The 26,577-nt window shown below is 70.0% G+C and carries 25 protein-coding genes; 6 read left to right on the top strand and 19 right to left on the bottom strand.

What is annotated here, in order from left to right:
- Positions 1 to 8: 8 nt before the first annotated feature.
- The 18 genes from eccCa to AB0N90_RS12020 form a co-directional block, all read right to left on the bottom strand.
- Positions 9 to 3,986 carry a type VII secretion protein EccCa gene (gene eccCa / locus AB0N90_RS12105; RefSeq protein WP_365195349.1) on the bottom strand — a complete coding sequence of 1,326 codons (3,978 nt, stop codon included), beginning with the start codon at positions 3,984 to 3,986 and terminating at the stop codon, positions 9 to 11.
- 48 nt (positions 3,987 to 4,034) lie between these two features.
- Positions 4,035 to 5,198, bottom strand: coding sequence for a MinD/ParA family protein (locus AB0N90_RS12100; protein ID WP_365195346.1), 1,164 nt, complete (start codon positions 5,196 to 5,198; stop codon positions 4,035 to 4,037).
- 25 nt (positions 5,199 to 5,223) lie between these two features.
- Positions 5,224 to 6,579, bottom strand: coding sequence for a type VII secretion integral membrane protein EccD (gene eccD / locus AB0N90_RS12095; RefSeq protein ID WP_365195344.1), 1,356 nt, complete (start codon positions 6,577 to 6,579; stop codon positions 5,224 to 5,226).
- A gap of 13 nt (positions 6,580 to 6,592) precedes the next feature.
- Positions 6,593 to 6,877 (bottom strand): hypothetical protein, encoded by a 285-nt coding sequence (locus AB0N90_RS12090; protein ID WP_327230329.1) that lies wholly within the window; start codon positions 6,875 to 6,877, stop codon positions 6,593 to 6,595.
- 43 nt (positions 6,878 to 6,920) lie between these two features.
- Positions 6,921 to 7,430 carry an HD domain-containing protein gene (locus tag AB0N90_RS12085; RefSeq protein WP_365195341.1) on the bottom strand — a complete coding sequence of 170 codons (510 nt, stop codon included), beginning with the start codon at positions 7,428 to 7,430 and terminating at the stop codon, positions 6,921 to 6,923.
- Positions 7,431 to 7,503: 73 nt separating this feature from the next.
- Entirely contained in the window at positions 7,504 to 7,764 is a 261-nt protein-coding gene (locus AB0N90_RS12080) for an Imm49 family immunity protein (protein ID WP_365195806.1), read from the bottom strand.
- A 243-nt stretch (positions 7,765 to 8,007) separates the two neighbouring features.
- Positions 8,008 to 8,859 carry an immunity 49 family protein gene (locus tag AB0N90_RS12075; RefSeq protein WP_365195338.1) on the bottom strand — a complete coding sequence of 284 codons (852 nt, stop codon included), beginning with the start codon at positions 8,857 to 8,859 and terminating at the stop codon, positions 8,008 to 8,010.
- A gap of 148 nt (positions 8,860 to 9,007) precedes the next feature.
- Positions 9,008 to 9,100 (bottom strand): hypothetical protein, encoded by a 93-nt coding sequence (locus AB0N90_RS12070; protein ID WP_365195803.1) that lies wholly within the window; start codon positions 9,098 to 9,100, stop codon positions 9,008 to 9,010.
- Positions 9,063 to 9,854, bottom strand: coding sequence for an immunity 49 family protein (locus AB0N90_RS12065; protein ID WP_365195336.1), 792 nt, complete (start codon positions 9,852 to 9,854; stop codon positions 9,063 to 9,065). Before AB0N90_RS12065 ends, AB0N90_RS12070 begins: the two co-directional genes overlap by 38 nt.
- A gap of 353 nt (positions 9,855 to 10,207) precedes the next feature.
- The gene (locus tag AB0N90_RS12060; protein WP_365195333.1) at positions 10,208 to 10,669 is read right to left on the bottom strand and encodes a hypothetical protein; all 462 of its coding nucleotides are present in this window, start codon (positions 10,667 to 10,669) and stop codon (positions 10,208 to 10,210) included.
- A 314-nt stretch (positions 10,670 to 10,983) separates the two neighbouring features.
- Entirely contained in the window at positions 10,984 to 11,622 is a 639-nt protein-coding gene (locus AB0N90_RS12055; RefSeq protein ID WP_365195330.1) for a hypothetical protein, read from the bottom strand.
- An 11-nt stretch (positions 11,623 to 11,633) separates the two neighbouring features.
- A complete protein-coding gene (locus tag AB0N90_RS12050) occupies positions 11,634 to 14,168 on the bottom strand; it encodes a hypothetical protein (protein WP_365195327.1) in 2,535 nt (844 codons plus the stop codon).
- Positions 14,165 to 14,581: a DUF6507 family protein gene (locus tag AB0N90_RS12045; protein ID WP_365195324.1), complete on the bottom strand. Its 417-nt coding sequence runs from the start codon at positions 14,579 to 14,581 to the stop codon at positions 14,165 to 14,167. Before AB0N90_RS12045 ends, AB0N90_RS12050 begins: the two co-directional genes overlap by 4 nt.
- A gap of 37 nt (positions 14,582 to 14,618) precedes the next feature.
- Positions 14,619 to 14,933: a pore-forming ESAT-6 family protein gene (locus AB0N90_RS12040; RefSeq protein WP_086808276.1), complete on the bottom strand. Its 315-nt coding sequence runs from the start codon at positions 14,931 to 14,933 to the stop codon at positions 14,619 to 14,621.
- A 67-nt stretch (positions 14,934 to 15,000) separates the two neighbouring features.
- Positions 15,001 to 15,333 carry a hypothetical protein gene (locus AB0N90_RS12035; protein WP_037651814.1) on the bottom strand — a complete coding sequence of 111 codons (333 nt, stop codon included), beginning with the start codon at positions 15,331 to 15,333 and terminating at the stop codon, positions 15,001 to 15,003.
- 165 nt (positions 15,334 to 15,498) lie between these two features.
- Complete coding sequence (locus tag AB0N90_RS12030) at positions 15,499 to 16,671, bottom strand: PP2C family protein-serine/threonine phosphatase (RefSeq protein ID WP_093678362.1); 1,173 nt, start codon at positions 16,669 to 16,671, stop codon at positions 15,499 to 15,501.
- Between the two features lie 125 nt (positions 16,672 to 16,796).
- On the bottom strand, positions 16,797 to 17,606 hold the full coding sequence (locus AB0N90_RS12025; protein ID WP_085564735.1) for a DNA-formamidopyrimidine glycosylase family protein: 810 nt from the start codon (positions 17,604 to 17,606) through the stop codon (positions 16,797 to 16,799).
- Positions 17,607 to 17,799: 193 nt separating this feature from the next.
- Positions 17,800 to 18,285, bottom strand: a complete 486-nt coding sequence (locus AB0N90_RS12020; RefSeq protein ID WP_037651808.1) for a ribose-5-phosphate isomerase — start codon at positions 18,283 to 18,285, stop codon at positions 17,800 to 17,802.
- A 316-nt stretch (positions 18,286 to 18,601) separates the two neighbouring features.
- On the opposite strand from AB0N90_RS12020, the gene AB0N90_RS12015 reads away from it, so the two are divergent.
- Complete coding sequence (locus AB0N90_RS12015) at positions 18,602 to 20,032, top strand: amino acid permease (protein WP_365195318.1); 1,431 nt, start codon at positions 18,602 to 18,604, stop codon at positions 20,030 to 20,032.
- 82 nt (positions 20,033 to 20,114) lie between these two features.
- On the opposite strand, the gene AB0N90_RS12010 is transcribed toward AB0N90_RS12015, so the two are convergent.
- Positions 20,115 to 20,696 carry a biotin transporter BioY gene (locus AB0N90_RS12010; protein WP_365195316.1) on the bottom strand — a complete coding sequence of 194 codons (582 nt, stop codon included), beginning with the start codon at positions 20,694 to 20,696 and terminating at the stop codon, positions 20,115 to 20,117.
- Positions 20,697 to 21,184: 488 nt separating this feature from the next.
- Here AB0N90_RS12010 and AB0N90_RS12005 point away from each other — a divergent pair, with 488 nt between their 5' ends.
- The 5 genes from AB0N90_RS12005 to AB0N90_RS11985 all read left to right on the top strand — a co-directional run bounded on the left by AB0N90_RS12005 (position 21,185) and on the right by AB0N90_RS11985 (position 26,557).
- Entirely contained in the window at positions 21,185 to 22,384 is a 1,200-nt protein-coding gene (locus tag AB0N90_RS12005; RefSeq protein WP_365195314.1) for an ROK family transcriptional regulator, read from the top strand.
- A 213-nt stretch (positions 22,385 to 22,597) separates the two neighbouring features.
- The gene (locus tag AB0N90_RS12000) at positions 22,598 to 23,644 is read left to right on the top strand and encodes an ABC transporter substrate-binding protein (RefSeq protein ID WP_365195311.1); all 1,047 of its coding nucleotides are present in this window, start codon (positions 22,598 to 22,600) and stop codon (positions 23,642 to 23,644) included.
- 5 nt (positions 23,645 to 23,649) lie between these two features.
- Positions 23,650 to 24,507, top strand: a complete 858-nt coding sequence (locus AB0N90_RS11995) for an ABC transporter permease (RefSeq protein ID WP_365195309.1) — start codon at positions 23,650 to 23,652, stop codon at positions 24,505 to 24,507.
- Positions 24,483 to 25,223: an ABC transporter ATP-binding protein gene (locus tag AB0N90_RS11990; protein WP_365195307.1), complete on the top strand. Its 741-nt coding sequence runs from the start codon at positions 24,483 to 24,485 to the stop codon at positions 25,221 to 25,223. The genes AB0N90_RS11995 and AB0N90_RS11990 overlap by 25 nt, the downstream gene beginning before the upstream one ends.
- A complete protein-coding gene (locus tag AB0N90_RS11985; protein ID WP_365195304.1) occupies positions 25,220 to 26,557 on the top strand; it encodes an LLM class flavin-dependent oxidoreductase in 1,338 nt (445 codons plus the stop codon). The genes AB0N90_RS11990 and AB0N90_RS11985 overlap by 4 nt, the downstream gene beginning before the upstream one ends.
- Positions 26,558 to 26,577: the final 20 nt, after the last annotated feature.

Genomic DNA, 26,577 nt, shown 5'->3' with positions numbered 1-26,577 from the left:
TACCTGGTCTACCTGTTGCCCGCGTACACGGTCTGGATCAGCCGGTTCGGCTCGCCCCTGCGGATCAGGACGCCACGACCGGGCGGCTGCCGGCCGGCGTACACACCGGGGAAGAGCTGGCCCTCGCTGCGGTCGCCCGCCATCACCAGTGCCGAGGCACCGGACTCGCGCAGGCTCTGGAGCAGCGGCTCGTACAGGCCGCGGGAGGCACCGGCGACCCGGCGGGTGAGGACGAAGTGCAGGCCGATGTCCTGGGCCGAGGGGATGTACGGCAGGAAGGGCGCGAGCGGCTGCTGGCCCGCGGTGGTGAGCACGTCGTAGTCGTCGACCAGGATCACGATCCGCGGGCCCGACCCCCAGTTGCCCGGTTCCAGGTCCTCGCCGCCCTCGCTCTCGTCGGGCATCCGCTTCTCCAGTTCGGTGGCGATGCCCGCGGACAGGGCAGAGCACAGCTTGGCGTTGTAGGCGTAGCCGCCCCGGTACTCCTCCGGGATGGCGCCGCGCAGCCCGCGCCGCGGGTCCATGACGCCGAAGACCAGTTCGTCCTCGCTGTAGCGGTCGATCAGGGCGTCCGCGACGACCTTGAGCAGGTTGGTCTTGCCGCATTCGCTGTCGCCCATGATCAGCAGGTGCTGGTCGTGCCGGAACAGGTCGACCAGCACCGGCGCCAGCTGGGTCTGGTCCAGGCCGATCGGGACCCGGCGCGGTTCGGCCGCCGGACCGGGCAGCAGGTGCGGCTCCAGGAGGTGCGGCAGCACCCTGACCGGCTGGGCGGTCTCCCCGGTCCAGGTGGCGCGGATCGTACGGGCGGTGCGCTCCAGGACCGCGCCGAGGTCGGCCGTGTCGGCGACGCCGTCGGTACGGGGCAGGGCGACCTGGGCGAAGAGTTTTCCGTCGGTGAGGACGCGGCCCTTCTCCTCGGGCGAGAGGGTCTGGGCGAGCCTGCGCTCGATGCTGGACTCTCCGGCGTCGTTCAGCCGCAGCTCCACCCGGGTGCCGAACTGGGACTGGGCGGCGATGCGCACATCGTTCCAGCGGAGCATGCCGGCGACCACGTGGATGCCGTAGCCGCTGCCGCGCCTGAGGATGTCGCCGACCGCGTCGTCGAGTTCCTCGAAGTCGTCGCGCAGGGCACCGAAGCCGTCGATGAGCAGCACGATCTCCGTGGAGGCCAGCTCGGGGACGCGTCCCGCGGCGCGCAGGGTCCGCAGCTGCTCCAGGGAGTCCACGTTGTGCAGGCGGAACAGTTCCTCGCGCTGGTCCAGCATGCCGCGCACGGAGTCGATGGTGCGGGCGCACCGCTCCCGGTCCGCCCGGCCGGCCACCCCGCCCACATGCGGCAGGACGGACAGCGCCTGGAGGCCGCCGCCGACCAGGTCGAGGCCGTAGACGCCGACCTCCTGCGGGGTGTGGGTGAGTGCCAGGGACAGGGCCAGGGTGCGCAGCAGGGTGGTCTTGCCGGACTGGGGGCCGCCGATGACCGCCGCGTGACCGCCCGCCATTGTGAGGTCCAGGTACCACTGGCCCTGCCACTGCCGGGTGGGGTCGTCCAGGATGCCCAGGGGAACCTGGAGGGGACCCCGGCGCCGAGCGAGCTGCATGCCGCGGGCGCCCACCTCGACGGGTCCTGCGACCTGGTCGAGGGCGACGGCTTCGGGCAGCGGGGGCAGCCAGATCTGGCGCACCGGAGCGGTGCCGGAGTCCTCGATCTGCCGGACCATGACGCCCATCTCGGTCGGCCCGGTCTCCCGGCGCCGCATCTGCGGCTCCTCGGCCCCGGTGTCCTCGTCCTGGCCCAGGGTGTTGTACGCCGGGTACTCCAGGGCGAGCGGCCCGGTGTCCTCGGTCTCCCGCTGGACGGGGCCGCGGTAGCCGCCGGAGACGTAGCCCGCCTTGAACCGCTCGTAGTGGCTGGTGTCGACCTTGAGGTAGCCGAAGCCGGGCAGCGGCGGCAGATGGAAGGCGTCCGTGGTGTCGAGGACCGTACGGGACTCGTCGGCCGAGAAGGTGCGCAGGCCGAGCCGGTACGACAGATAGGTGTCCAGGCCCTTGAGCTTGCCGCCCTCGATGCGCTGGCTGGACAGCAGCAGATGGACGCCGATGGAGCGGCCGATGCGGCCGATGGACAGGAACAGGTCGATGAAGTCCGGTTTGGCGGTGAGCAGTTCGCCGAACTCGTCGATCACCACGAACAGGTGCGGCAGCGGATCGAGGTCGGGTCGCCGCTCGGCGCGCAGGGCGGCGTAGTGGCCGATGTCGGCGACGTTGCCCGCCTCCTTGAGCACCTGCTGGCGCCGCTTGACCTCGCCGGCGAGCGAGGCGTGGACGCGTTCGACCAGACCGGCCTGGTTCTCCAGGTTGGTGATCACACCGGCGACGTGCGGCAGGCCCGCGAAGGGGGCGAAGGTGGCGCCGCCCTTGTAGTCGACGAGGACCAGCGCGAGATCCTCCGGCGGGTGGGTGGCGACCAGCGCGAGGACGAGGGTGCGCAGCAGTTCGGACTTGCCGGAGCCGGTGGCGCCGACGCACAGGCCGTGCGGGCCCATGCCCAGCTCGGAGGACTCCTTGAGGTCGAGGAGCACGGGTTCGTGGCGGTCGCCGACGCCGATCGGGACGCGCAGGAAGGCGCGTTCGCCGCGCGGCGCCCACAGCCGGTCCAGGTCGAGCCGGGCGACGTCGTCGATGCCGAGCAGGTCCGCGAAGTCGACCGGACCGGTCAGCGGGGCGTCGACCAGGGACTCCGCGGACAGCCGCAGCGGAGCGAGCATCCGGGCCAGGCCCTCGGCGAGCGCGGTACCGGCCTCGTCGACCGTGCCGCTGGCGCTGATCGGCTCGTCCTCCCGCAGGTCCTCGATGAGGATCCGGACGCCGTCGACGGTGATCCGCACACCGACGCTGCCGGGTTCCTGCACCCGTTCGTCGAGCAGGTGCAGCACGGTGACACCCATCTCCCGCAGGCCGACCGCGTCATCGGGTCGCGGCAGGTCCACGGCGTCCGCACCGTGCGCATCCGCGACGACGAGGAGCCGGGAGGTCATGGCGAGGGCGTCCTTGTCGGACAGGCCGCGGCGCACCTCGGCCGCGTAGGAGGCGCGGCGGCGCAGCTCACCGCCGATCTGCCGGGCGAGCTGGGGCAGCGAGGGGGCGATACGGCGGGCGGCGACCGGGCCGTCGAACTGCTCGGTGTCCAGCAGGTGCGGCAGCCACTTGGTCCACTCCCAGTCGGCCAGCCGGTCGCCGGGTGCCGCGACGGCCAGCGCCACATCGTCCGGCGCGTGGGCGGCGGCGGTCTGGAGGAGCAGGGCCCGCACGACGCGCAAGGTGTCCTCGCGCGGGCCGATGACACTGATGTCGCCGACGCGGTCGAGCGGGACGGTGAGCGGCAGCTCGGAGCCGGTGCCGAAGCGGGAGGTCAGCGCGGAGGCCTCATTGAGCATGAACCGGTCGGGCGGGGTGAGCACGGAGGAACCCTGCTGGGCGATCTTCAGGTCGCGCACCGGCATCCGGCCGGTACCGACCCGCACCCGCAGAAAGTCCCCGTCCGTGCGGCGCCGCTCCCACAGGCGGGCGGGGTCGCGCACGATGTCGTAGAGCGCGTCCGGCGGCGGGTTGAGCACCTGGGCGCTCTCGCGTCGTCCGCGTTCCTCCTCGGCCAGTTGTTCGCGCAGTTCCTCCAGGTAGGCGAGATAGGCCTCGCGCTGGGTGCGGCGGGTGCGCTGGGCCTTGCCGCGCTGGGAGAAGGCCATGGCGAGGGAGCCGGTCAGGGTGACGACGAGGATGATCGCGCCCAGCCCGGCGAACTGGCTGTTGCGCACGACGGTCATCATCACGACGGACGACATGACGCCGGCGATGGGCAGCAGCGAGTGCAGCACGGAGCCGGCCTTGCCCTCGGGCAGGTTGGGCGGCGCCTCTATGGTGCGCGGCTCGGGCGCGGCCGGCGGCCGGGTGGTGCGTGCCGGGCGGTGGATCAGTCGGGTGCTCATCTTCGTTGCCTCGTCCTCGAGTTCTTCGTGGCCCTTCCTGTCGGACGGTCAGCGCTGCTTCTGGGAGAGCTGGAAGACCTCGGCGGCCAGGCGGGTGACGGCGTCCCGGGTGGCCCGGGCGAGGAGTTCGGTGCGGATGGTGCCGCCGGCCGCGAGGTGGCGGTCGTAGGGCAGGACCGCCACCGCGGCCCCGGCAGCGGTCAGTTCCTCGGTGGCCTTGCGGAGGTCGAGGCCGGGGTGCGGCGCGACCTCGGTGAGGACGACGACGGTGGAGGCCAGCACGTGCCGGGGCAGATTGCGCATCCATTCCAGGACGGCACGGGTGCTGGCGACGCCCTCCAGTGTCGCGGGCACGGTGAGCACCCGGGCCTGCGCCGCGGACAGCGCGGTACGGGCGACCTCGGCGGGCAGGGTCTCGCAGTCGACGACGGTCACCCCGAAGTAGCGGCGCAGCGACACCATGACCCGCTCGTAGGCCTTGGTGTCGAGCATGGCGCCGACCTGCCCCTGGCTGCCGGGCAGCAGCCAGGCGTTGCCGGGGAGTTGCACCAGGTATCCGGTGACGTCGAGCAGCGACATCTGCGGTTCCACCAGCCCGGCGAGGTCGCCGGTGGTCCAGCGCAGCGCCTGGGCCCCGACCCGCAGCGGCAGCGAGCCGAGCGCCGGGTCGGCCTCGACGACGAGCACCGGATCCTGGCGGTAGTGGGCGTAGGCGGCGCCCAGCAGCGCGGTGACGGTCGTCTTGCCGGAGCCACCGCGGATGGATGTCACCGCGATCTGGCGGCCGGTGGTGACGGCCTGCTGGAGCGCTTCGGCGGTCGCGGCGGCACCGGCGACCTCGCGGGCCGCGGAGGAGGAGACGGTGCGGCGTACGGCACGCAGGGCACGCGCGGCGAACGCCTCGCCGTGGCGTGGCTTGAGCGCGGCGGTCGCGAGCCGTTTGTCGAGTACCGGCCGGGAGTCGGGGGTGGCGCGCCGCGCGGCACCGGCTTGCCGCTGTTGCCGGGCGGCCTGCTCCTGCTGCTGGTGGTGAGCCGGCGCGTCCGTGTACGGCTGCTGCTGTGGGTGGCTGTACGCCGGTCCCTGCACGGGTCTGTCCGGCTGTTCCGGGGCAGCGGCCCCCTGTAGCGGCTGCTCCGGCACGGGCTGCTGCGGCGTGCCGCCCCTCAGCTCCCGCAACACATCGCCCTGCCAGTTGTCCCCGTTCGGCATGTCGCCCTTCACTCCTGCCCTGGCCTCAGAATTTGTCGAGCAGTTGCCCGTATATGCCGAACACCCCGACGGCGAGCGGGAAGAGCCCGATCAGGCCGACGGACTCGATCAGGTCGCCGACCCGCCGCAGCCGCACCCGCACATGCTCGGCCGGCTGGGCCACGAGGGCCAGCAGCGGGAGCGCGCCGGCAGCGCACAGCAGCACCAGTGGGCCGGCGCCGCCCGCGTGGTCCATCCATTCCACGGCGAGCCGCAGGACGAGCAGCGCGGCCGCGGCGAACAGCGCCACAACCTCGGCGACCAGGGGGAAGGCCCGAGCCCTGGACAGCAGTACGACGGTGGTGAGCGAGGTGAGGGTGATCGTCCACGCCGTCGGCCGCCCGGCCGAGGTCAGCAGCCAGCCTCCGGCGGCGGCCGAGGCGACGGTGGCGATGGTGGCCAGCGCGAGCCCCCGGTGGGTCGCGGCGAGCGCGTTGGAGACCTGGTGGCGACTGACCGATGCGCCCGCGGAGCGCCGGTCGTCGAGTGCGGTCAGCCCGGAGGCCATCAGCGCGATCCGGGGCAGCAGTCCGAGCAGGACGACGGAGAACACGGCCATCACCGCGCCCAGCCGGTCCGGCCGGTCCTGCACCGCGGCGACCGCCTCCCACACCAGGGTGATACCGGCCCCGGCACCCGCCCCGATGAGCGCGCCGCGGCCGAACGGTGAGGAGTACGCGAGCAGCACGAGGGTGAGCACCGGCGCCGCGGCGACACCGGCCAGCCGGGCCGGTCCGGACCAGCCGTGGGCGTCGGCGGCGGTCCAGGCGGCGAGCACTCCGAGTCCCCCGGCGGCGAACAGCAGCGCCGTGGCGAGCCCCCGGTTGCCCTCGCCGATCCTCGCGACGAGCGCACCGGCCGCCAGGAACACGACGGTGACGACGGCGAGTACGACGGTGACGGACTCCAGCGCGAACTCGCGTCGGGCCAGCAGGGCCGCGGCCACGGTGAACAGGACGGTGGCCACCCCGGCGCCGGCCCGGCGGGCGGCGGGCCGCCAGCGCCAGGCGCGCAGATCGAGGTCGTCGGCGACCTGGTCGGTGACGTCGTGCACGACGGGCGCGGGCGGCGCGGCATGGGCGCGCACCAGCTGGAGCACGGCACCGTCGGGCACCTCGGCCGACGACAGTGTGGCGTCGTGCGGCAGCACCGAGCCGTCGGAAGTGACCAGTTGCCGGGTCATGGGGCGGGCGGCGGCCCGGTCGTCGAGCAACTGGAGTATGTCGGGCAGCAGTTGACCGATCGGGGTGTCCGACGGCAGGACGATGTCGGCACGTCGACGCTCACCGACCAGCGTGACCCGGCTCAGTTGCGTTCGGGACGTCGTTGCTGTGCTCACCACTCACCGGAACCTATCATCGCGAAGTCGAGGCCGAGGATGCCGAGGACGGCTGTGCGGAGGGGGTGCCGTACTGCTGTTGTTGCTGCTGCTTCTGCTGGGCGAGGGTGGCCTGGAGGAAGGACCATCCGACGCAGCCGGCGCACAGTACGGCCGCGATGGCGATGCCCGCGAACACCTTGCCGAGCCGTTCGTCCGTCGAGCGCCGGGCGCGCTGCGCGCCGAACAGCAGGGCGTCGCGCATCCGGCGCCGGCGTACCGCCACCGACTCCAGCAGCTGGCTGTCGTAGTCCCGTGCCATCGAGTTGGTCCCCGTGCCTGTGTTCTCTGTGGTCGGTCGTCGGTCAGTCGTCGGAGGTGGTGGGAGCGGAGGCCGTGGCGCCGTCGGAGGTGAGGCCGAGATGCTGCCGCATGGTGGCGTACTTCCTGGTCAGCCGCCGCGCGGTGGGCTCGTCGAGGGCGGCCAGCCGACGCGGGTCGGCGTTGTGCGCGAGGTCGGCCGCCTTGACCAGCCGGGCGCCCGGGGTCGCCAGAATCCGCTCCGCGTACGCCCGTGGCTCCTCGCCCGGCCGCTTGGTCACGGCACGTACGACGTCCTTGGTACGCCGGGTGAGCGGGGCGGCCGCGAGCCATTCCTCGCCGAGCACGCCGTCCTCGACCGCGTCATGCAGCCAGGCGGCGGCGATGAGTTCGTCACCGCCACCGCGGGCCCTTACGCCTTCGGCGACGGCCCGTAGGTGTTCGACGTAGGGGCGCCCGGCCTTGTCCCGCTGCGCGGCGTGCGCGGCACACGCGACGGCCTCGACCTCGGCGAGCGTCATACCCGGCGCTTCGGGCAGCCCGTCGTACGGCATACAGAGTCCCCCTCACTTTGCCCGTGCAAGATAAAACATGAAGGCGGGGGCGGCACAGCCGGGTCGGCCGGGTTCACGGACGCGACCGGGAATCCTCCGCGGATCCGGCATACCCAGGGGGCGGGGGCGTATGCGGCGCACGCCGATCGGGTCCAGGACCGCCGCAGCAGGGCCCGCGCGGAATGTACTCGGACTCGGCTTCGATCGGCATACCCGCGTCGTAGGCCATGCACGCGACGGCGAGGGGAGCGAGCGCGACCAGGCCCTCACCGCTGCGGGAACGGGCCTCGTTCGCCGTCCAGTACTCCTTGTACCAGGTGAGGGCCTCGGCCAGGTCGTGTTGAACTCCTCGGCCTCCCGCCGCCCGAACCAGCCAGGTCGGGAACTCACCTGCCGTCGGGTTCGTCAGGCAGCGCCACTTGGCGACGGCGAGCGTGGCGGACAGGGCGTCGTAGCGGTCGTCCTCCGAGGTTTCGACGTGGTCGAGTACGTCCTTGGCGTTCTTGACGTGCGGGTGACCACTCGATCTCCTCGGATCTGGCCTCCGCTTCGCGAGACGGAAGGCCAGTGTCGTTTTCTACGTGGGGAACTCACCGCACCAGTTGCGTTCGAGGAGGGCGATGGGCAGGTAGTCGGACTCGACTTCGACGGCAATGCCGACGTCGTAGGCGAAGCAGGCGATCGCGAGTGGGGCGAGCGCGACGAGGCCCGAGGCCTGGAAGGTCCGGCTTTCCTCGCTCCAGTACTCCTTGTGCCATTGGAGGGCGTTGGCGAGGGCTTGGTTGAAGCCGGCGTGGTCCTTGCGGATGAGACGGTGGAACATCTCCATCGGCGGGTACAGCAGCTTGCCCACCGTCTCCGGATCGGTGACGGCTTCCGGGTCGGTGCCGTCGACCGCGGCGACCAGCTTCTCACCGAGGTCCTGGCTTCCCAGCCAGTAGGCCCGCAAGCTCTCGATCCACGCGTAGTGGTACTCCTCCCAGCGCGATCCGTTCTCCCGCAACAGCGACATCGGCACCTGGCACAGGGCGGTGATCCTGTCCCTTTCCCGGCAGACCGCGGCCAGGTAGAAGGCGGTTGTCCAGGAGCCGGGAGTCACGTACCACTGCGGACCGGTGGCTCGAAGGACGCGCTCCTTGTGCGCGATGCGGCACCGCACCTGCTCCTCGGTGGTCGCCGCGGCGGCAAAGACCGCGGAACCGATCTGCATCGCGGTCACCCAGGCGTCCCAGGTGGGGTAGACCGCTGCCTCCGGGTCCAGGAGGCAGTGGGACTTCGCCAAGGTGAGTGCGATGCGCTGGGCGTCACCCAGGCCGGTGGAGTCCGTCTCCAGACCGTCGATCGACTTCCGGGTGCCCTGCTGGAGCACGGCGATGCCCTGTTCCGCGTTCCTCGCCAGGAAAGGGAGGCGGGCGATGATCGTGGCCAACGCGTTCTCCTCAGGAATTCTTGAAATACGTGGCCACGGCCCCAGCGTACTTACCGCCTCCGCCCCGATGTCGCGGCCGGGAGACCAACCGTTCGCCACGATCCAGCTGCCCACCCCACCCTAGTGTCAGCCACTCGACGTCATGGGCTCATACCTCGAACTCGCCCAGCCAACCGCGCTCGAGCAGGTAGTCCGTTTCCACCTCAATCGGCATACCGCCGTCGTAGGCGAGACAGGCGATAGCCAGCGGTGCGAGGGCGACCATGCGGAGGGGCTGTCCGTCCTCTCGTCGTCGGCGGTCCCGTAGCCTTGTGCAGTTCCACGGCTTCCACCAGTGCCTGGTTGAATCCAGGGCCGTCCTGGCGCAGGAAGCGGTAGAAGAGGTTGATGGGCGGATAGAGGATGTTCTCCAGCAGGGCGCGGGGAGCGACGCGCGCCGCGTCGGGGTGTGAGCCCTGGAATGCCTGGGTCAACTCATCGTCCAGTTCAGGTCGTTGCAACCAATAGGCCTGCAGCGCCGCGACCCAGTGGTGGACGTACTCGTCGTACGATCCGCCCGACGAGCGCAACTGGTCCAGGGGGACTTCGCACAGCAGGGTCAGACGCTTCTGGTCACGGCGGATCACGGCCAGCCAGAAGGCGGTGAGCCAGTTCCCCGCGTCGGCATAGTCGCGCGGTCCGATGGCCGCCAGGGTGCGCACCTCCTGCGCGATACGGCACTGGACCGTCCCCTCGCTGACGCCCGTCACCGCGAACACGGCGGAGGAGATCTGCGTCGCGGTGACCACCGCCTCCCAAGTCTCCAGCTTGGCCGCCCGCGGGTCGACGGCGCAGCGGGCCTGGACATGAAGCAATGCGGTGCTCAGCATCAGGTCGAAGGAGCCGGGGAACTCTTCCAGGTCCTGGACGTCCTCAAGTACGTCGTCACCCAGGCTCGCCGCATAGCCCTCGTCGTCGGGGCCGGGTGAGCTGTGATGCGAGATGGTGACGGTCACTGGGCACCTGACGGCGAGTCGGAGCCCTGGCTCGTTGCGTGTACGTTCAGTACCCGGATTTCTGAGCCATGCTCCTGAAGCCATTTCTGAAGGTCCACACCCGAAAGTTACCGCGAGCCCTCATCGTCCTCGATCGCGGCGGGCTTCGTAAGCTGATCCAAGGTCACCCGGAACGGATTCTCGCCGAATACCGAACCGCTCAGATCCGCAGAGCTGAATTCCATATTGGCGCCGTCAAGAATCGTCTTCCGCTAGATCGCGTCATCGAGGTTTCTGCCCGAAACGACTCCCGGTCCGGAATCGCCATCGATCGCCCTCATCAGCTCTTCCAGGAGACGTTCGCGAGGGACTCTTCATCGATCGATCACTGGCGTGAGATGCAGTACGGCCTCTGTATTCGCGACCATTCTACTGATCTCGATCGGGAGGTTCTCGAATTCCTCCATCACCACATCATACGGTTCAACGCGGTATTCTTTTCCGTCCCGCCCCGTCGATTCCACGAAATACCGGTAACCGGCAGGTGAAAGCGCGTTGTCGATCCTCGCCCAAACCGCGCCGTGACGACGCACGAGGAGATCGCCGAGGTACGAAGCCAGGTCCGTGTGAAGACTGATCCAGTCGGACTGCTCGAACTCACTCAGCGGGAGACGGTCCACATAGTTCTGCAACCCAGGCAGAAGAACCAAAGGGTCTTCGTCATACTGTCTCGGCGACACACCAAGCACCGAAGCGAGCCCGGCAGCATTGCGGTGCGCCCCCTCCGCCCACTCCGTCAGCTCGGCGGTCGAGTTGTCCGGTGTCTTGCTCTGCATCGCACACAGCCTTACAGTTGACTCGGATCCAGTCTAATTCTTCCCGGGAGGCAAACCCCACTGATCCTTCTTGGGAGCGGGATTATATTCGTGGAATATAATCTTCGCCTCCTTGGGATACTCGCGTAGTTCACTGGAATGCCCGGCTTGCGGGAAAGACCAGCGAGGGTCAGCGAGGGTCGCATCCTGGATTCATTCTGCGCAGCGCAACATCCTTGTGTATCTGCTCCGACCGGAACGTCGACCTTGCGTCCGCCCCTGGCAGTCACCGGAGACCTGTGGTCGGGAGGCTTCGCCAGCGTTCCTGTGATCCTTCACAGCAGGTCAGTCAGGTCCGGGCCGTGCCCGTCCGCAGCCTCCGGCTCACCGACTCCGTAGCCTTCGGCCCTGCCAAAATATGTCGGCTGACCGGGCTCAGCCGGCACACCGAGCAACCCATCCAGGTCCTTGAGCGCGGCGGCGAGCCGCGGGGCGTTCTGCTGGTGCACTTCCGGGTGCGGTGTACCGCGGAAGTCGAACGGGCCCCAGATATCGTGATGGACGGCGACATCGGCCGACAGGCCCAGAGGCTCCGCAGAGACCGTCAATTCCACCAGGCCGTATTCCCAGCGCTGCGCACCACGTTCATCGAGCCACATACCAGGCCCGGTGACGAGAAATCCGCTGAACTCGGCCTGCGGGAACGCTACAGGGCGCAACTCCTCGACACATGCCGCCAACTGCTCGCCATCAAGGGGTTTCGGCAGTTGCAGACGAGTCTTCGCGATCGAACCTCTGCCCGGCACGACCCAGTGCCACTCCAGGGCACTCGGTTTCAGCAGATCGTAGCCCCGCAAAACGTCCGACATACGTGCAGCGGTGCCGAGCGCCGAGCGCAACCCAGGGGAGGCGTAATCTTCCAAGTCCCAAAACCAGGAAGCACATTCGCGCGGCGCGCGCATGAGCATGGACATAGATTACTTCCTCACGGATACGTAGGGCCATTGGCCGGGACGGTGATCGAGCCATCCTCAAAGCGCAGAACGAAGGTGGCGTTCGTGATCCTAGCGCGATGAGCGATGCGCCCAAGGATCTTGTCCGTCAGCGCTTCCTTGGTGTCATGCACGTCCAGAATGGCGACCTTCTGGCCATCAATGCTACCGATCAGCTGCTTCTCAGCAATACCTCTCGTCGCACTGTTGAGTCCCGAAGCACTCGCGACGTCCTTTAGCTGCGCACCATATTCGATCCGGTCGCCGGACTTCACCAACACATCCAGGTCCAGGCCGTCTTCCGGTACCTTCATTTCCAGTGCAAGCCCCTGCACACCACGGTTTTGCAGATCTGTGGCGTGTTCCATCGCCATATAGACCGCAGGGCTCATATCACTATGCTTGCTGACCTGCTTGCATTGAGACAGGAGATCGTCGTAGCCAGGAAGGTCCGCAAGGTTTCCGTCACTGATGTATTTAGCGATTCCGGCGCCGTACTCACTCCTACGGAGTCCTGCGAGTGACTTCTCGATATCCGCCGGTGGCATCTTGGCAGATGCGAGTTGCTCGGCAACCGTCGCCTCCTGATCCGGCTGCATGCCTCCAGTCGGCGCGGACGGCCTCTCGTCCCCCTCGCTGTAATCCACGCGCGGGGGCTCGTGACCACCACCAGCCCCGGAGTGGCCGCTTCCTCCCGGGTCATGGCCTTGCCCGCCCGTCACTTCCGAGGACCCACCGGTGGCCGGGGCATGGTGTACCACCTGAGGATCGTCGCCATGTCCCAGGGGGCCATCCGTGGGGTGACCGCCTTGGCCGCTGTGCGGCGATTCATGGCTGGCTACAGGACCCGTTCCGTGTTCGTGTGCTGTGCCACCGGGCAGGTGGTCGCCGCTGTGGCTGCCGGGGAGGTGGTCGCCTGCGTGGATGGTGGGGGTGGTGGGGTGGTCGGGGGTATGTCCGGTGTCGCCGAGGTCGTGGCTGGTGCTGTCGCCGAGTTTGATGTGTTCGCCGGCGTGTGCCGCAGTGTCCGCGCCATGGGCGCCCGCGCCGACCAGGACCGGTTGCTTCGCCGGGGACGGGGTGTGCGGGACGTCCGAGCCGGAGTGGGGCTGGTTGGTGATGTCCGGGGGGCCGCCGTCGTGGTGCATCAGCACATCGCCCTTGTGGTCCACGATGTTGCCGTGCTCGTCGGCGAACAGCGGAGGCTCGCCCTCGGGGGTGTGCAGCGGGTCCGTGCCCGCCGGATGCAGGGGTGCGTCGTGTGGCAACCGGACGGTGCCGTCCGGGAGTTCGACGGCGCCCTTGGGGATCGAGGCTCCCTCGGGAAGGTGGACCGTGCCGTCCGGGAGGTGCACGGTGCCCTCGGGCAGGGTGATGGCGTTGTCGGGGAGCTTGGGGATGTCGATCTTCCCGGCGCCCTTGAGGGCCTTGCCGATGTCGCCGATCTTCGACAGGCCGGCGCCCGCGCCCTTCATGACGTACGTCATCGGGTCGATGACCCGGCCGGCCTTGCCCGCGAACGAGATCGCCTTGGCCACCGCGCCCGCCTTGCCCGCGCCCTCGGCCGCGGCGCCCGCACCGTCGGTGAAGACCGCGGTGAGAACGTTGAAGGTGACCCCGCCGGCCGCGCGGGCGGGGTTCTTGCCCCACTCGTCCCACGCCAGCAGCGCCTTGCCGGTCTGCTTCATCGTGTTGCGCGACTCACGCAGCCACGACGGCATGTACTTGTCCGGCGTGGCCCAGAACGCCACCGCCAGCACGGGGTTGCTCATGAACGCCAGACCCGTGGCCAGCTGTGCCAGGCCCTTCCAGGCCGTCTTCATCGCGTCCCAGCCGTCGACACCGACCAGGGTGCCCAGACCCTTGACCGTGCCCCAGATGCCGTCCACCACGATGCCGTCCCAGACGAACGACTTCACCCAGTGCCCGACGTCGTACCAGTGGTGCTTCTGCTCCACCGGATCACCCCACGGCAGCCCCTTCGCGCCCTTCAGATCGGACGCGCTGTAGCCGTACATGTTCTTCTTGTCGCTGCCGTCACCGGCGATCATCTGCGTGCCGTGCCACAACGCCGTGATCTTGTTGTGGCAGGTGCGCTCCGCCGCCCAGAACGCCGCGACCGTCGCCGTGACATCGTCGCGCAGCTGGTTGTTCTTCTTGACCTTGTCCTCGTCGTACTGCCAGTCGTCATCGTCCTCGACCGAGTCGACGAACGTCTGCGCGTCGTGCTTGAGCTGCTTCAGCTTCGCCACCAGCGGCCGGATCTCGGTCGCGTACCCCGACAGCGCCGAGGACACCGTCTCCAGGTCCGTCCCGAACGTGTCCGCCCGGTCCGACACCGGCTTCGTCGAGGCGAACAGCTGATCCGCCTCCGGGGCCTTGTAGTACGCCGACAGCCCCTGGAACTGCGTATGCACATCCGCACCCGTGGAACGGACCTGCCCCGCGTCCTTCTTCAGGGCGCCGTAGTCCTTCTCCAACTGCTCAAGGTCACCGGTGAACTCGGGTATTTCCTCCGGCTTGATCACGACTTGCCCACTCCAGGCATCTTCACCCCGGGCGTGGACGCCTTGCGCTGTGCCTCCGCCGCCATCGCCTCGTCACCGTTCATGTAGGCCGTCGTCGCGTCCACCGCGCCCTGCAACGACTTACCGGCCCGCGCCGCGATGAACTGGAGGTCCTTGGTCGCATGCTCGGCGTACTCCGACAACGCCAGCGCCACGAGGCCACCCTGCGTCTTGCCGCCGTCCTTGCCGCCCTGACCGCCCTGGCCGCCGGAGCCGCCCGAGCCGTCGCCCGCACAGATCGTGCCCGCGCTCGACGCCGCCGACTGGAGATGCTTGCCGAAGTCCTTGGCCTGCGTCTCCAGATGCGACGCCGTCTTCCCCGTCGTCGTCAGTACCTGACTGATGCCCTGCGGATGCAGATCCCAGCCCGTCATACCCAACCCCCCGTGACCGCCGTGAACCGACTACCGGTCAACCGATGTTGTCGACCGCCGACTTCGCCTTCGCCAGGGTCGAATGCGCCGTCGAGTCGTTCTTCTCCATCGTCGTCTTCAGCAGGTGGATGATGTTCCGCACCTCCTGCGACGCGTTGTTCCAGCGCTGCTCCTTGCCGTGGTACTCGTCCGCCACACCGTCGGCCGTGAAGTCCGCCATCGCCTTCTTCACCTGCTTGTCCCGCGCCGCGATCACCGACTCCAGCTGGGCGATCACCCCCGCGAGGTTCCCCTGCACATCCGCCGACGCCCCCGTGTCGTACGACCGACGATCCGCGCCAGAACCCGCCATCACACACCACTCCCCGTGAAGAGACCGAACGTCTCGAAGAATTCAGAACAACCCGGACACGTGCGGCTCAGCGGCCCGAGAACCGCGCCGCGTCGAAGTTGGCGGCGCCCATCTGCGACTTGGCGTTCTCGCCCTGCTCCTGGTCACCCGAGCTGAAGGCGCCCTCCATCCCGGACTGACCGCCCAGGATCGCCGCCAGCGAGCCGTTCAGCTCCTTCGTGATGCCGTCCGCGCGCGCCTTGAACTGGTCGAACGCCGTACGCCCCGCACCGTTGAACTTCCCTTCCAACGGCTCGGCCGCCTGCACCAACTGCCGGATCAGCGTGCCCAGATCCTGGCTGGACCCGCGTGAATCACGCATCAGCGTCGAGAGCGTCTGCGCACCCATGTCGAACTTCATGTCGCCTCCCCCGTATGGGCTCCCACGGCGTCTGCCGCTCCTGTCACATACCGCCTACGATTATGAACTCCCGGGCGTGAGCGGGCGAGCCAGGGTCCGGTCTGTCACAGGATCAGCGAATTTCCGTGACAAAGGCTTGGCGGGAAGCGGCTTCGGCAGCCGGTGTCAGCGGGCGTGCGCCGCGGACTCGCGGCAGATCAGGAGCAGTGCCCTGTCGTCGTTGACGTCCTTGGCGACGGCCTCGATGAGGTGCCAGGCGGCGCCGTGGAAGCCGCCGGCGACATAGCGGTCGGCTTCGCCGGTGAGGCGGTCGATGCCTTCCACGATGTCGCGGTCGGAGGTCTCCACCAGGCCGTCGGTGAAGAGCATCAGGACGTCGCCGGGGCGCAGCGAGCCCTTGACGGAGTCGAACTGGGCGCCGTCGTAGACGCCGAGGAGCGGGCCCTCGGCGGACTTCTCCTCCCAGCGGCCGGTGCCGGCGCTGAGCTGGAGGCCCGGTGGATGGCCCGCGGAGTACAGCTCGTAGTCCCCGGAGTCGAGGTCCAGGACGAGGTGGATGGAGGTGGCGAAGCCCTCGTCCCAGTCCTGGCGGAGCAGATAGCCGTTGGCGGCGGGCAGGAAGGCGTGCGGGGGCAGGGAGCCGAGCAGGCCGCCGAAAGCGCCGGACAGCAGAAGGGCGCGGGAGCCCGCGTCCATGCCCTTGCCGGAGACGTCGGTGAGGACGACCTCCAGGGTGCGGCCGCCGTTGGTGCGGGCGGCCACCACGAAGTCGCCGGAGAAGGACTGGCCGCCGGCCGGCCGCAGCGCCATCTCGTGGTGCCAGCCCTGGGGCAGCTTGGGCAGGGTGGACTGCACCCGGATCCGCTCGCGCAGGTCGAACAGCATGGTGCCGCCGCGCCGCCAGGGCACGCCGACGCGGCTGCGGAACTGGGCGGTGAGCAGCCCGAAGAAGCCGCAGGCCGCCACCACCAGGACGACGCCCGGGGTGACCCGCGAGGGGCCCTCGGTATACGGGCCGAGGCGTACCGACTCCACGATCAGCGCGGTGGCCGCGGTCGCGTACAGGCCGAGCAGGCTGGCCGGGCGCAGCAGCAGTCCGCCGGCGACGATCGGCAGGACGAGCATGGCCGGGGAGCACCACACGGAGTCGAACAGGGTCAGGGCGGCGAAGACCGGGATGGTCAGGAGGAGCCCGGCGAAGGCGATCCAGTCGGAGCCGTCGCCGCGGAAGTAGTCGACGGCGCTTCTGCGCAGCCCGACGCGGGCCCGGTGCCACTGCATCTTCCACCGGGCCGTGAGTGTGTCGGCCTTCGCGCGCGTCTCTCGTCCTGCTGCCATTAGTTCGGGACCCTATCCATCGCACCGGCCCCTTGGCACGGGAGGTCCTGCTTGTCCCCCGTGCGGGGCTCGGGTTCACAGGTTCGCTCAGGCACCGGAATTCCGTAAACCCACCCGAAGGAGTGTCAGTGCTTCTGACAGGTGGGGCACCAGAAGAGGTTGCGGGCGGCGAGCCCCGCGGTGCGGATGTGGTCGCCGCAGATGTGGCAGGGCTGGGTGGCGCGGCGGTAGACGTAGACCTCGCCGCCGTGGTCGTCCACGCGGGGCGGGCGGCCCATGGCCTCGGGGGTGTGCTCCGGCCGTACGGTGTCGATCCGGTTGTTGCGCACGCCCTCGCGCATCAGGGCGGCGAGGTCGGTCCAGATCGCGTCCCACTCGGCGGGGGTGAGGTCGCGGCCCGCGCGGTAGGGGTCGATGCCGTGCCGGAAGAGGACCTCGGCGCGGTAGACGTTGCCGACGCCGGCCACGATCTTCTGGTCCATGAGCAGGGCGGCGATCGTCGTACGGCTGCGGCTGATCCTCCGGTACGCCGCCGCCGGGTCGGCGTCCTGCCTGAGCGGGTCGGGGCCGAGGCGGGAGTGGACGGCGCGTTTCTCGTCGTCGGTGATCAGGGCGCAGGTGGTGGGGCCGCGCAGATCGACGTACGACAGGTCGTTCGCGAGCCGGAGCCGGACGGTGTCGGTGGGCGGGGGCGCGGGGGCGTCGCCGAAGCCGACCTTGCCGAACAGGCCGAGGTGGATATGGACCCAGTCGCTGTCGCGGAACCGCAGGAACAGGTGCTTGCCGTGGGCCTCGGTGGCGGTCAGCTCGGCGCGGTCCAGGAGGGCGGCGGCGTCGGAGAACTTGCCCTGGGGGCTGGTGACGCGGGGGGCGGTGCCCTGGAAGCGGGCGGCATAGTCCTGCGCCAACCGGTGAATGGTGTGCCCTTCCGGCAAGGCGGGCCGTCCTTTCCTCTTCTTCTCTTCCCGCCCGCCACTCGACTCACTCGACCGGCGGGCAGCCCTCGCCCCTCAGCCTAGGCGTGTTCCCCGGTCGCCCCGCCCGCATCCGGAGGATCCCGCCACGCACGGCGCCCACCCGTCGCCGAGCGGATCGGCGGGGGTGGGCGCAGGTGGGAGTGGGGGTGGGTTACTGCTGGGGGTGGTGGGCGGGGACCGGGGGGAGGTCGCCCGTCGTCTCGTAGTCGCTCAGCATGTCGATGCGGCGGATGTGGCGCTCGTCACCGGAGAACGGGGTGGCGAGGAACGTCTCGACGAACTTGGTCGCCTCCTCGGTGCTGTGCATGCGCGCGCCGACGGCCACCACATTGGCGTTGTTGTGCTGACGGCCGAGCGACGCCGTCTCCTCGCTCCAGGCCAGCGCCGCGCGCACGCCCTTCACCTTGTTCGCGGCGATCTGCTCCCCGTTGCCGGAGCCGCCGATCACGATGCCGAGGGCGTCGGCGTCGGCGGCCGTGCGCTCGGCGGCGCGCAGGCAGAAGGGCGGGTAGTCGTCCTGGGCGTCGTAGATGTGCGGCCCGCAGTCGACGGGCTCGTGCCCCGCCGCCTTGAGCCACTCGACGAGGTGGTTCTTGAGTTCGAAGCCCGCATGGTCGGAGCCGAGGTACACGCGCATGGGACGAGTGTGACACGCCGGAATCGGGGCAGCAGCCCGGGGTCCACGGCATTCGAGGGGCGTCCGTCAAGGCATCCGGGGGTGACTCATACGACACCCGGTGACCTACGGATTTCGTCGTCAAATGTGAGCGGGGCCATAGAACCTCAAGGGAACCTCAAGTAACAATCCGGATTCAGAGGTTCCCGAATTCGTTCACCTCGGATTCACTGGACCGACTCGTACACCGCTCGTACGAATCCCGTACCGGACCCCACAACGGCACCCCCGTTTCCGTGCGAGAACCCCCGCTCAACAGGCGCAAAGGAATCCGTCCATGACCCCTCCTGGTTCCGGACTTCAAGCAGGCCTCAAGAACCGACACCTGACGATGATCGCCATCGGCGGTGTGATCGGCGCCGGCCTGTTCGTCGGCTCCAGCTCCGGCATCGCCGCGGCCGGACCGGGCATTCTGCTGTCCTACGCCCTCGTCGGCACCCTCGTCGTCCTCGTGATGCGCATGCTGGGCGAGATGTCCGCCGCCAACCCGACCTCCGGCTCCTTCTCCGAGCACGCCGACCGCGCGCTCGGCCGCTGGGCCGGTTTCTCCATCGGCTGGCTGTACTGGTTCTTCTGGGTCGTGGTGCTCGCGGTCGAGGGAACGGCCGGCGCGAAGATCCTTGAGGGCTGGGTACCCGCGGTACCGCAGTGGGGCTGGGCCCTCATCGTGATGCTGGTGCTGACCGCGTCGAACCTCGTGTCGGTCGGTTCCTACGGCGAGTTCGAGTTCTGGTTCGCCGGTATCAAGGTCGTGGCGATCGGCGCGTTCATCGTCGTCGGCCTGCTCGCGATCTTCGGTGTGCTGCCGGGCGCGCACACCGACAACGCGTCCTTCTCCAATCTCACCAGTCACGGCGGATTCCTGCCGCACGGTCCGGGCTCGATCCTCACCGGTGTGCTGCTGGTCGTCTTCTCCTTCATGGGCAGCGAGATCGCCACCCTGGCCGCCGGTGAGTCGGAGGACCCGCAGCGCGCGGTCACCAAGGCCACCAACAGCATCATCTGGCGTATCGGTGTCTTCTACCTCGGTTCGATCCTCGTCGTGGTCACGCTGGTGCCGTGGAACGACGCGTCGCTCGGGAAGCAGGGCTCGTACGTCGCCGCGCTGAACTCCCTCGGGATCGCGCACGCCGGTGAGATCATGAACGTCATCGTGCTGACCGCGGTGCTGTCCTGTCTCAACTCGGGTCTGTACACGGCCTCCCGGATGGCCTTCTCGCTCGGCCAGCGCGGCGACGCGCCGAAGGCGTTCGCCCGCACCACCTCCCGCGGTGTGCCGATGGCGGCGATCCTCGCGTCGGTCGTCTTCGGCTTCGTGGCCGTGTTCTTCAACTACAAGTTCCCGAACACCGTCTTCCTGTTCCTGCTGAACTCCAGTGGCGCGGTCGCCCTGTTCGTGTGGCTGGCCATCTGCTTCTCGCAGCTGCGGATGCGCCGGATCATCCAGCGCGAGGCGCCGGAGAAGCTCGTCGTGAAGATGTGGCTGTACCCGTACCTGACCTGGGCCGCGGCCGCGCTGATCGTCTTCGTCCTGGGCTACATGCTCACCGACACGGAGGGCGCGAGCAGCGGCCGCAAGACCGTGCTGCTGTCGCTGGGCGTGGCGGCGGTCGTGGTGGTGCTCGCCTTCGTGAAGCAGGCGGTCCAGTCCCGCCGTGCCCCGGCAGAGGCCGCCGAGGCCGCGACGGACAAGGTCTCCATCGGCTGACCCGGTCCGCCCTCGTACAACGGCCGCGGGGCCCGACGAAGTTCGTCGGGCCCCGCGGCCGTTGTCCTGTGCCGGTGGGCGGCTAGCGCTTGCCGGCGAACTTCCACGTGGTCGGCAGCAGACCCATCGCGAGGGCGGCCTTGAGGGCGTCGCCGATCAGGAACGGGACGAGACCGGCGGCGACCGCCTGGCCGAGGGAGAGATGGGCGGCCAGGGCCAGGTAGGGGACGCCGACGGCGTAGATGACGGCCGAGCCGAGGATCATCGTGCCCGCCATGCGCAGCGGGGAGCGGTCGGCGCCGCGGCGGGCGAGGGCGCCCACGACGGCGGAGGCGAGCAGCATGCCGAGGACGTAGCCGAAGGAGACCGCGCCGGTGCCGGAGTCGCCCTCCGCGAACCACGGCACGCCGATCATGCCGGCCACCGTGTACAGGGCGAGGGAGAGGAAGCCGCGGCGGGCGCCGAGCGCGGTGCCGACCAGCAGCGCGGCGAAGGTCTGGCCGGTCACCGGCACCGGGGAGCCGGGCACGGGCACCGACAGCTGGGCGGCGAGCCCGGTGAGCGCGGCACCGCCGAGCACGAGGGCGGCGTCACGGGCGCGGGACGCGGGCAGCAGATCGGCGAGGACGGCACCCGGACGGGCGCTGACGGTGGCGGTGCTCATGGGGACTCCGCGGGGTGGAGGGGACAGGGGCCAGGTGGGACATCGCGACGCTATACCGGCGCCCCGAGGCCGATCACCGTCAGCGCTCGACAAAGGGTTGATCGACAGCTTGGTGGGCTCCGCACAAAAGTACGGCTCACACCGGGCACGGCGTGACGGTGGTCACTGAGGTGGGGTGCTTCAGCAGACCCCGCGAGCTGCCGACGCGACTGTAGGGATCCCCCAAAGCGGGGCGGCTCCTGGTGACGACGGCCCCGGTCGTCTCGGTCGGTGGGCGCGGGGTGGGCAGCGCTCGGGGGGTTTGCTAGCTTCGGTGCCATGGTTGCGCAGGCCCGGTATTTCACGTCGCGTCGCTATGTCGACCTGCGGCGCCAGGGCGCGGCCACCTGTCGTCGTTCGGGATAGGGGCGGCCCGCCGCTCGGCGCCGCGCCGCCTCGTCCTTTCCGGTCTTCCGATGTACCGGCTCCGGTCCCGAGGACGGTTCTCCATGCCCCGCAGTGCGGCGTCCACCCTTGTCTCCCCCGTGCCCCGCGCCGCCGAGCGCGACCGGCGGCGCACCAGCGCCAGTTCCGTGCTGCGGTCCGTGCTGGAGCACGGCCCGGTGGCGCGCAGTACGGTGGCGCGGCTGACCGGCCTGTCCCCCGCGTCGGTGACCGAGCACTGTGCGCGGCTCGCCGGGCTCGGGCTGATCCGGGAGTCCCAGGCGCCGCGCCGCTCGCGCGGGGTGGGCCGGCCGCATGTGCCGGTCGAGCTGGACGACGCCCGGTTCGTGGTGGGCGGGGTGCATGTGGCGGTGCCGTACACCACCGTGGCGCTGCTGGATCTGCGCGGCCGGGTGCTGGCCCGGCGCGAGCTGAAGCATGAACGGACCGATCCCGGGCGGGTGCTGGCGCGGGCCGCCGAGGGGCTCGCCGCGCTGTTCGCCGAGGCGTCCGGGCGGCGCCCGCTCGGGGTCGGGGTCGCCGTCGGCGGCTGGGTGGACCGGGAGACGGGCACCGTGGTGGAGCACGAGCTGCTGGGCTGGCGGGAGGTGCCGGTGCGGGAGCTGCTCGCCGCCCGTACCGGTCTGCCGGTCCATGTCGACGGGCACGCGCGGGCGTTGGTGAACGGCGAGCGTCTGTTCGGGCGGGCCCGGGGCAGCCGGAGCGTGCTGCATCTGTTCGTGGGCAATGTGGTCGACGCCGCGTTCGCCACCCATGACGAGGTGCACCACGGACCCCGGTCCGCGGCCGGTGCCATCGCGCATCTGCCGGTGCCGGGCGGTACCGAGCCGTGCCCGTGCGGCCGTACCGGCTGCCTTCAAGTGGAGCTGGGGGAACGGACGTTGTGCCGCAGGGCGCGCGCGGCCGGGGTCACCGACTCGGCGAATCCGATGCGTGTCGTGGCCGCGGCGGCGGCCGGGGACGCGGTGGCCCGGCGGCTGCTGGTGGAGCGGGCGCGGGCGACGGGGCGGGCGGCCGCGCTGCTGCTCGATGTGCTCAACCCGGAGACGGTCGTGGTCACCGAGGTGGGGGTCATCCACTTCGAGGAGTGCCTGGACGCGCTGCGGGAGGCGGCCGGGAATTCCCGCTCCGCGGCGGTCCTGCCGACGAGTTTCCCGGATTCCGTACTCGCCGTCGCGGGCGGTTCGGTGCTGCTCGACGCATTGTTCCGGGATCCACTGAGCGCCTCACCTGAGAGTATTTAATTCAGAAACTCGGAATGTTGACATGGGTCGCTCGGGGCCTGGAACATGCTGGTCATGCACCCCTTCACGAGCTGTCGAACCGAGTGTCACGCCTTCTGTTGCTGACATCTTGCCGCGTGTGACGCGCGTGTTGCCGTGAATTTCCCAGGGCTTCTTCGCATTTCCCTGAGTTTCTCTGTGTTTCCGTTGACCGGCTCTTTCCGGGAGACCCCCATGCACCGTCGTCTCTTTCTCACCTCCTTGCTGGGCGCGTCCGCCGCCGTCGCCGGACTCGACGGCTGCGCCAAGGGCGTGGCCACCGCCGACACCGGTGGCGCCGCCGCCACCCGGCCCCTCGCGGCCAAGGTCCCCGCCGGGACCAGCCTGAAGATCACCTCGTACCAAGGTGTGGAGCAACTCCAGTTCAGACTGGGGAAGTTCCCGCCGCTGCCGTTCACCGTGTCCGACTGGGTGAACATCGGCGCCGGTCCCGATGTCATCAACGCCTTCCGCGCCAGGTCCCTGGATGTCGCCAACAACGCGGGCATCCCGCCGATCCAGGCGCAGTTCCAGGGCCTCGCGGCGAAGATCGTGGCGATCGAGCTGACCCGCAGGCCGAACTACCTGTTCGCGACCCGGCCCGGCAGCGACATCCGTACCGTGGCCGACTTCAAGGGCAGGCGGCTCGCCTTCTCGCAGGGGCAGGCGCAGGGCGTGGTCCTGCTGCGGGCCCTGAAGAAGGCGGGTCTGGCGTACGACGACGCCGAGCTGGTGCCGCTGACCAGCAACCAGTTCCTGACCGCCCTCCAGTCCGGCCAGGTGGACGTGGCCCCGCTCGCCAACAGCCAGGCGCCCGCCTATCTCAAGCAGTACGCGGCGAAGGGCGCCCGCACCGTCACCACCGACGTGGTCGACCTGCTCAATCTGCTCTGGGCGCCGCAGGCCGCGCTGAACGATCCCGCCAAGGCCGCCGCGATCGCCGCGTACATCCCGCGGTGGGCCCAGGGCCAGGTGTGGCAGTACGAGCATCCGGACCGGTGGAACGAGGAGTTCTACGTCAAGACGCAGAACCTGACCCTCCCGCAGGCGAAGTCCATCACCGCGCTCGCCAACAAGCCGCTGTTCCCGCCGCGTTGGGACGAGGCGATCACATGGGAGCAGGAGACCGCCGATCTGCTCGCCGAGGGCGGCTTCGTGAAGAAGACGGATGTGTCCGGCCTGTTCGACCACCGCTTCGAGGCGATCGCCGCACGGGCCGTGCCCGAGGAGTACCGGAGGTGACCGCCATGACGACCACGACGACCAAAGCGACCACCACGACCGTCGCGTCCGCCCCCGCGTCCGGGGAGCTGCCTCCGGTCCGCCGCCGGCGCCGCCTCTCCCCCGGGCGCCGGCTGCCCGCCGCCCGGCTGGCCGGGCCCCTGCTGGTGCTGGCCGCCTGGGCGATCGCCTCGGCCGCCGGGCAGCTGGACCCGGCCGCGATACCCGCGCCCTGGACGGTGCTGCGCACCCTCGGCCGTCTGTGGACCGACGGCACCCTGCCCACCGATGTGCTGACCTCGCTGCGCCGGGCCGCGTACGGCTTCACGATCGGGCTGGCCGCCGGGGTGCTGCTGGCGCTGGTGTCCGGGCTCAGCCGCACCGGGGAGGCGCTGATCGACGGGACGGTGCAGCTCAACCGGGCGATCCCGACCCTCGGGCTGATTCCGCTGTTCATCCTCTGGCTGGGCATCGGGGAGACCTTCAAGGTCGCCATCATCGCGATCGTCGTCTACGTCCCGGTCTATCTGAACACGCATGCCGCGCTGGCCGGCATCGACAGCCGCTATGTCGAACTGGCCGAGGTCCAGGGCCTGTCGAGGCTCGGCTTCGTGCGGCAGGTGGTGATCCCGGGGGCGCTGCCCGGGTTCTTCGTGGGGCTGCGGCTCGGGGTGACCGGCTCCTGGCTGGGCCTGGTGGTCCTGGAGCAGATCAACGCCACCAGCGGACTCGGCTACATGATGTTCCAGGCGCAGAACTACGGCCGTACCGACACCATCCTCGTCGGCCTGCTGATCTACGGCGTCTTCGGCCTGGTCTCCGACAGCGCGGTCCGTCTGATCGAACGGAGGGTGCTGTCATGGCGCCGCACACTGAGCAGCTGACCCGGCCCGCCACCGCCGTCCAACTGCGGTCCCTGCACCGGTCGTTCGGGGAACGTACGATCCTCGACGGCATCGATCTCGAACTGCCCGCGGGACAGTTCACGGCGCTGCTCGGGCACTCGGGGTCCGGGAAGTCCACCCTGCTGCGGGCCGTCGCCGGGCTCGATCACGGGGTGGCCGGGTCCGGGCAGGTCGCGGCGCCGAGACAGGTCTCGGTGGTGTTCCAGGACTCCCGGCTGCTGCCCTGGCGCCGGGTGCTGGACAACGTGCTGCTGGGCCTGGAAGGGAAGGACGCGGCGCGGCGCGGCCGGGCGGCCCTCGCCGAGGTGGGCCTCGAAGGGCGGGAGCGGGCCTGGCCGGGCGAGCTGTCCGGCGGTGAGGCGCAGCGGGCCGCGCTGGCCCGCGCCCTGGTGCGGGAACCCGAACTCCTGCTGGCGGACGAGCCGTTCGGGGCGCTGGACGCGCTGACCCGGATCCGGATGCACCATCTGCTGCGCGAGCTGTGGGAGCGCCACCGGCCCTCCGTGCTGCTCGTCACCCATGACGTGGACGAGGCGATCGTGCTCGCCGACCGGGTCCTCGTCCTGGAGCGGGGCCGTATCGGCCTCGATCTGACCATCGACCGTCCCCATCCGCGCTCCTACCGGGAGCCGGTCCTGGGCGAGTACCGGGAGCGGCTGCTGGCCGCCCTCGGTGTCACGGAGGACCACCGATGACCACCCGCCGACTCCACCTGAACGCGTTCCTGATGAGCACCGGCCACCACGAGGCGTCCTGGCGGCTCCCGGAGAGCGATCCGTACGCGCATGTCGATCTGCGCCACTACACACGGCTCGCGCAGACCGCCGAACGCGGCACCTTCGACAGCCTGTTCCTCGCCGACAGCCCCCAGTTGTGGGGCGAGCTCGGCCAGCGTCCGGCCGGTGCCCTGGAGCCGCTGACCCTGCTGACCGCGCTGGCGACGGCCACCGAGCACATCGGGCTGATCGCCACCGCGTCCACCTCCTACAACTCCCCCTACAACCTGGCCCGCAGATTCGCCTCGCTGGACATCGTCAGCGGCGGCCGGGCGGGCTGGAACATCGTCACCACCGCGGGCGCGGAGGCGGCCCGCAACTTCGGACTCGACCACGAGCCCGCGCACGCCGAACGGTACGAGCGGGCCGCCGACTTCCTCGATGTGGCGCTGAAGCTGTGGGACAGCTGGGAGGACGACACGATCGTCGCCGACAAGGCGGCCGGTGTCTGGGGCGACGACGGCAAGATCCATCCGCCGCGGCACGAGGGCCCGTACTTCCGGGTCGGTGGCGCCCTCAACGTGCCGCGTTCCCCGCAGGGTTACCCGCTGCTGGTGCAGGCGGGCTCCTCGGCGGACGGCAAGGCGTTCGCGGCGCGGTACGCGGAGGCGGTGTTCACCGCGCAGCAGACCCTCGCCGACGCGCAGTCCTTCTACGCGGACATCAAGGACCGCACCGAGCGGGCCGGGCGGCACCCCGGGCATCTCAAGGTGCTGCCCGGGATCGTGCCCGTGCTCGGCTCGACGGAGGCCGAGGCGCGGGCGGCCGAGCAGGTCCTGGAGGACCACATCGTGCCCGAGCACGGGCTGCGACGCCTGGAACGGCTGCTCCAACTCGCCCCCGGTGACCTGTCGTTGGACAGACAGCTGCCCGCCGAGCTGCCGCCCGAGTCCGCGGTGGAGGGCGCCAAGAGCCGGTACACGCTGGTGGTGGAGCTGGCCCGGCGCGAGCGGCTCACCGTGCGGCAGCTGATCGGCCGGCTCGGCGGCGGGCGCGGGCACCAGACCTTCGCCGGGACGCCCGAGCAGATCGCCGACCGCATCGAGACCTGGTTCACCCGGGGCGCGGCCGACGGCTTCAACATCATGCCGCCCGTGCTGCCCTCGGGCCTGGACGCCTTCGTGGACCACGTCGTACCGATCCTGCGCGCCCGGGGCCTGTTCCGCACGGAGTACGGCCCGAAGCGGACCCTGCGCGAGCGCTACGGCCTGCCGCGCCCCGCGAACCAGTACCTGTCCCCCGCCTTCGCCTGACATTCCCTTCCGGAAAGGAA

It is taken from the genome of Streptomyces sp. NPDC093018 (genome assembly GCF_040684035.1).
Classification (GTDB): Bacteria; Actinomycetota; Actinomycetes; order Streptomycetales; family Streptomycetaceae; genus Streptomyces; species Streptomyces murinus.
Note: the sequence above shows the minus strand (reverse complement) of the source record. Positions and strands in the feature narration are given on the sequence as shown.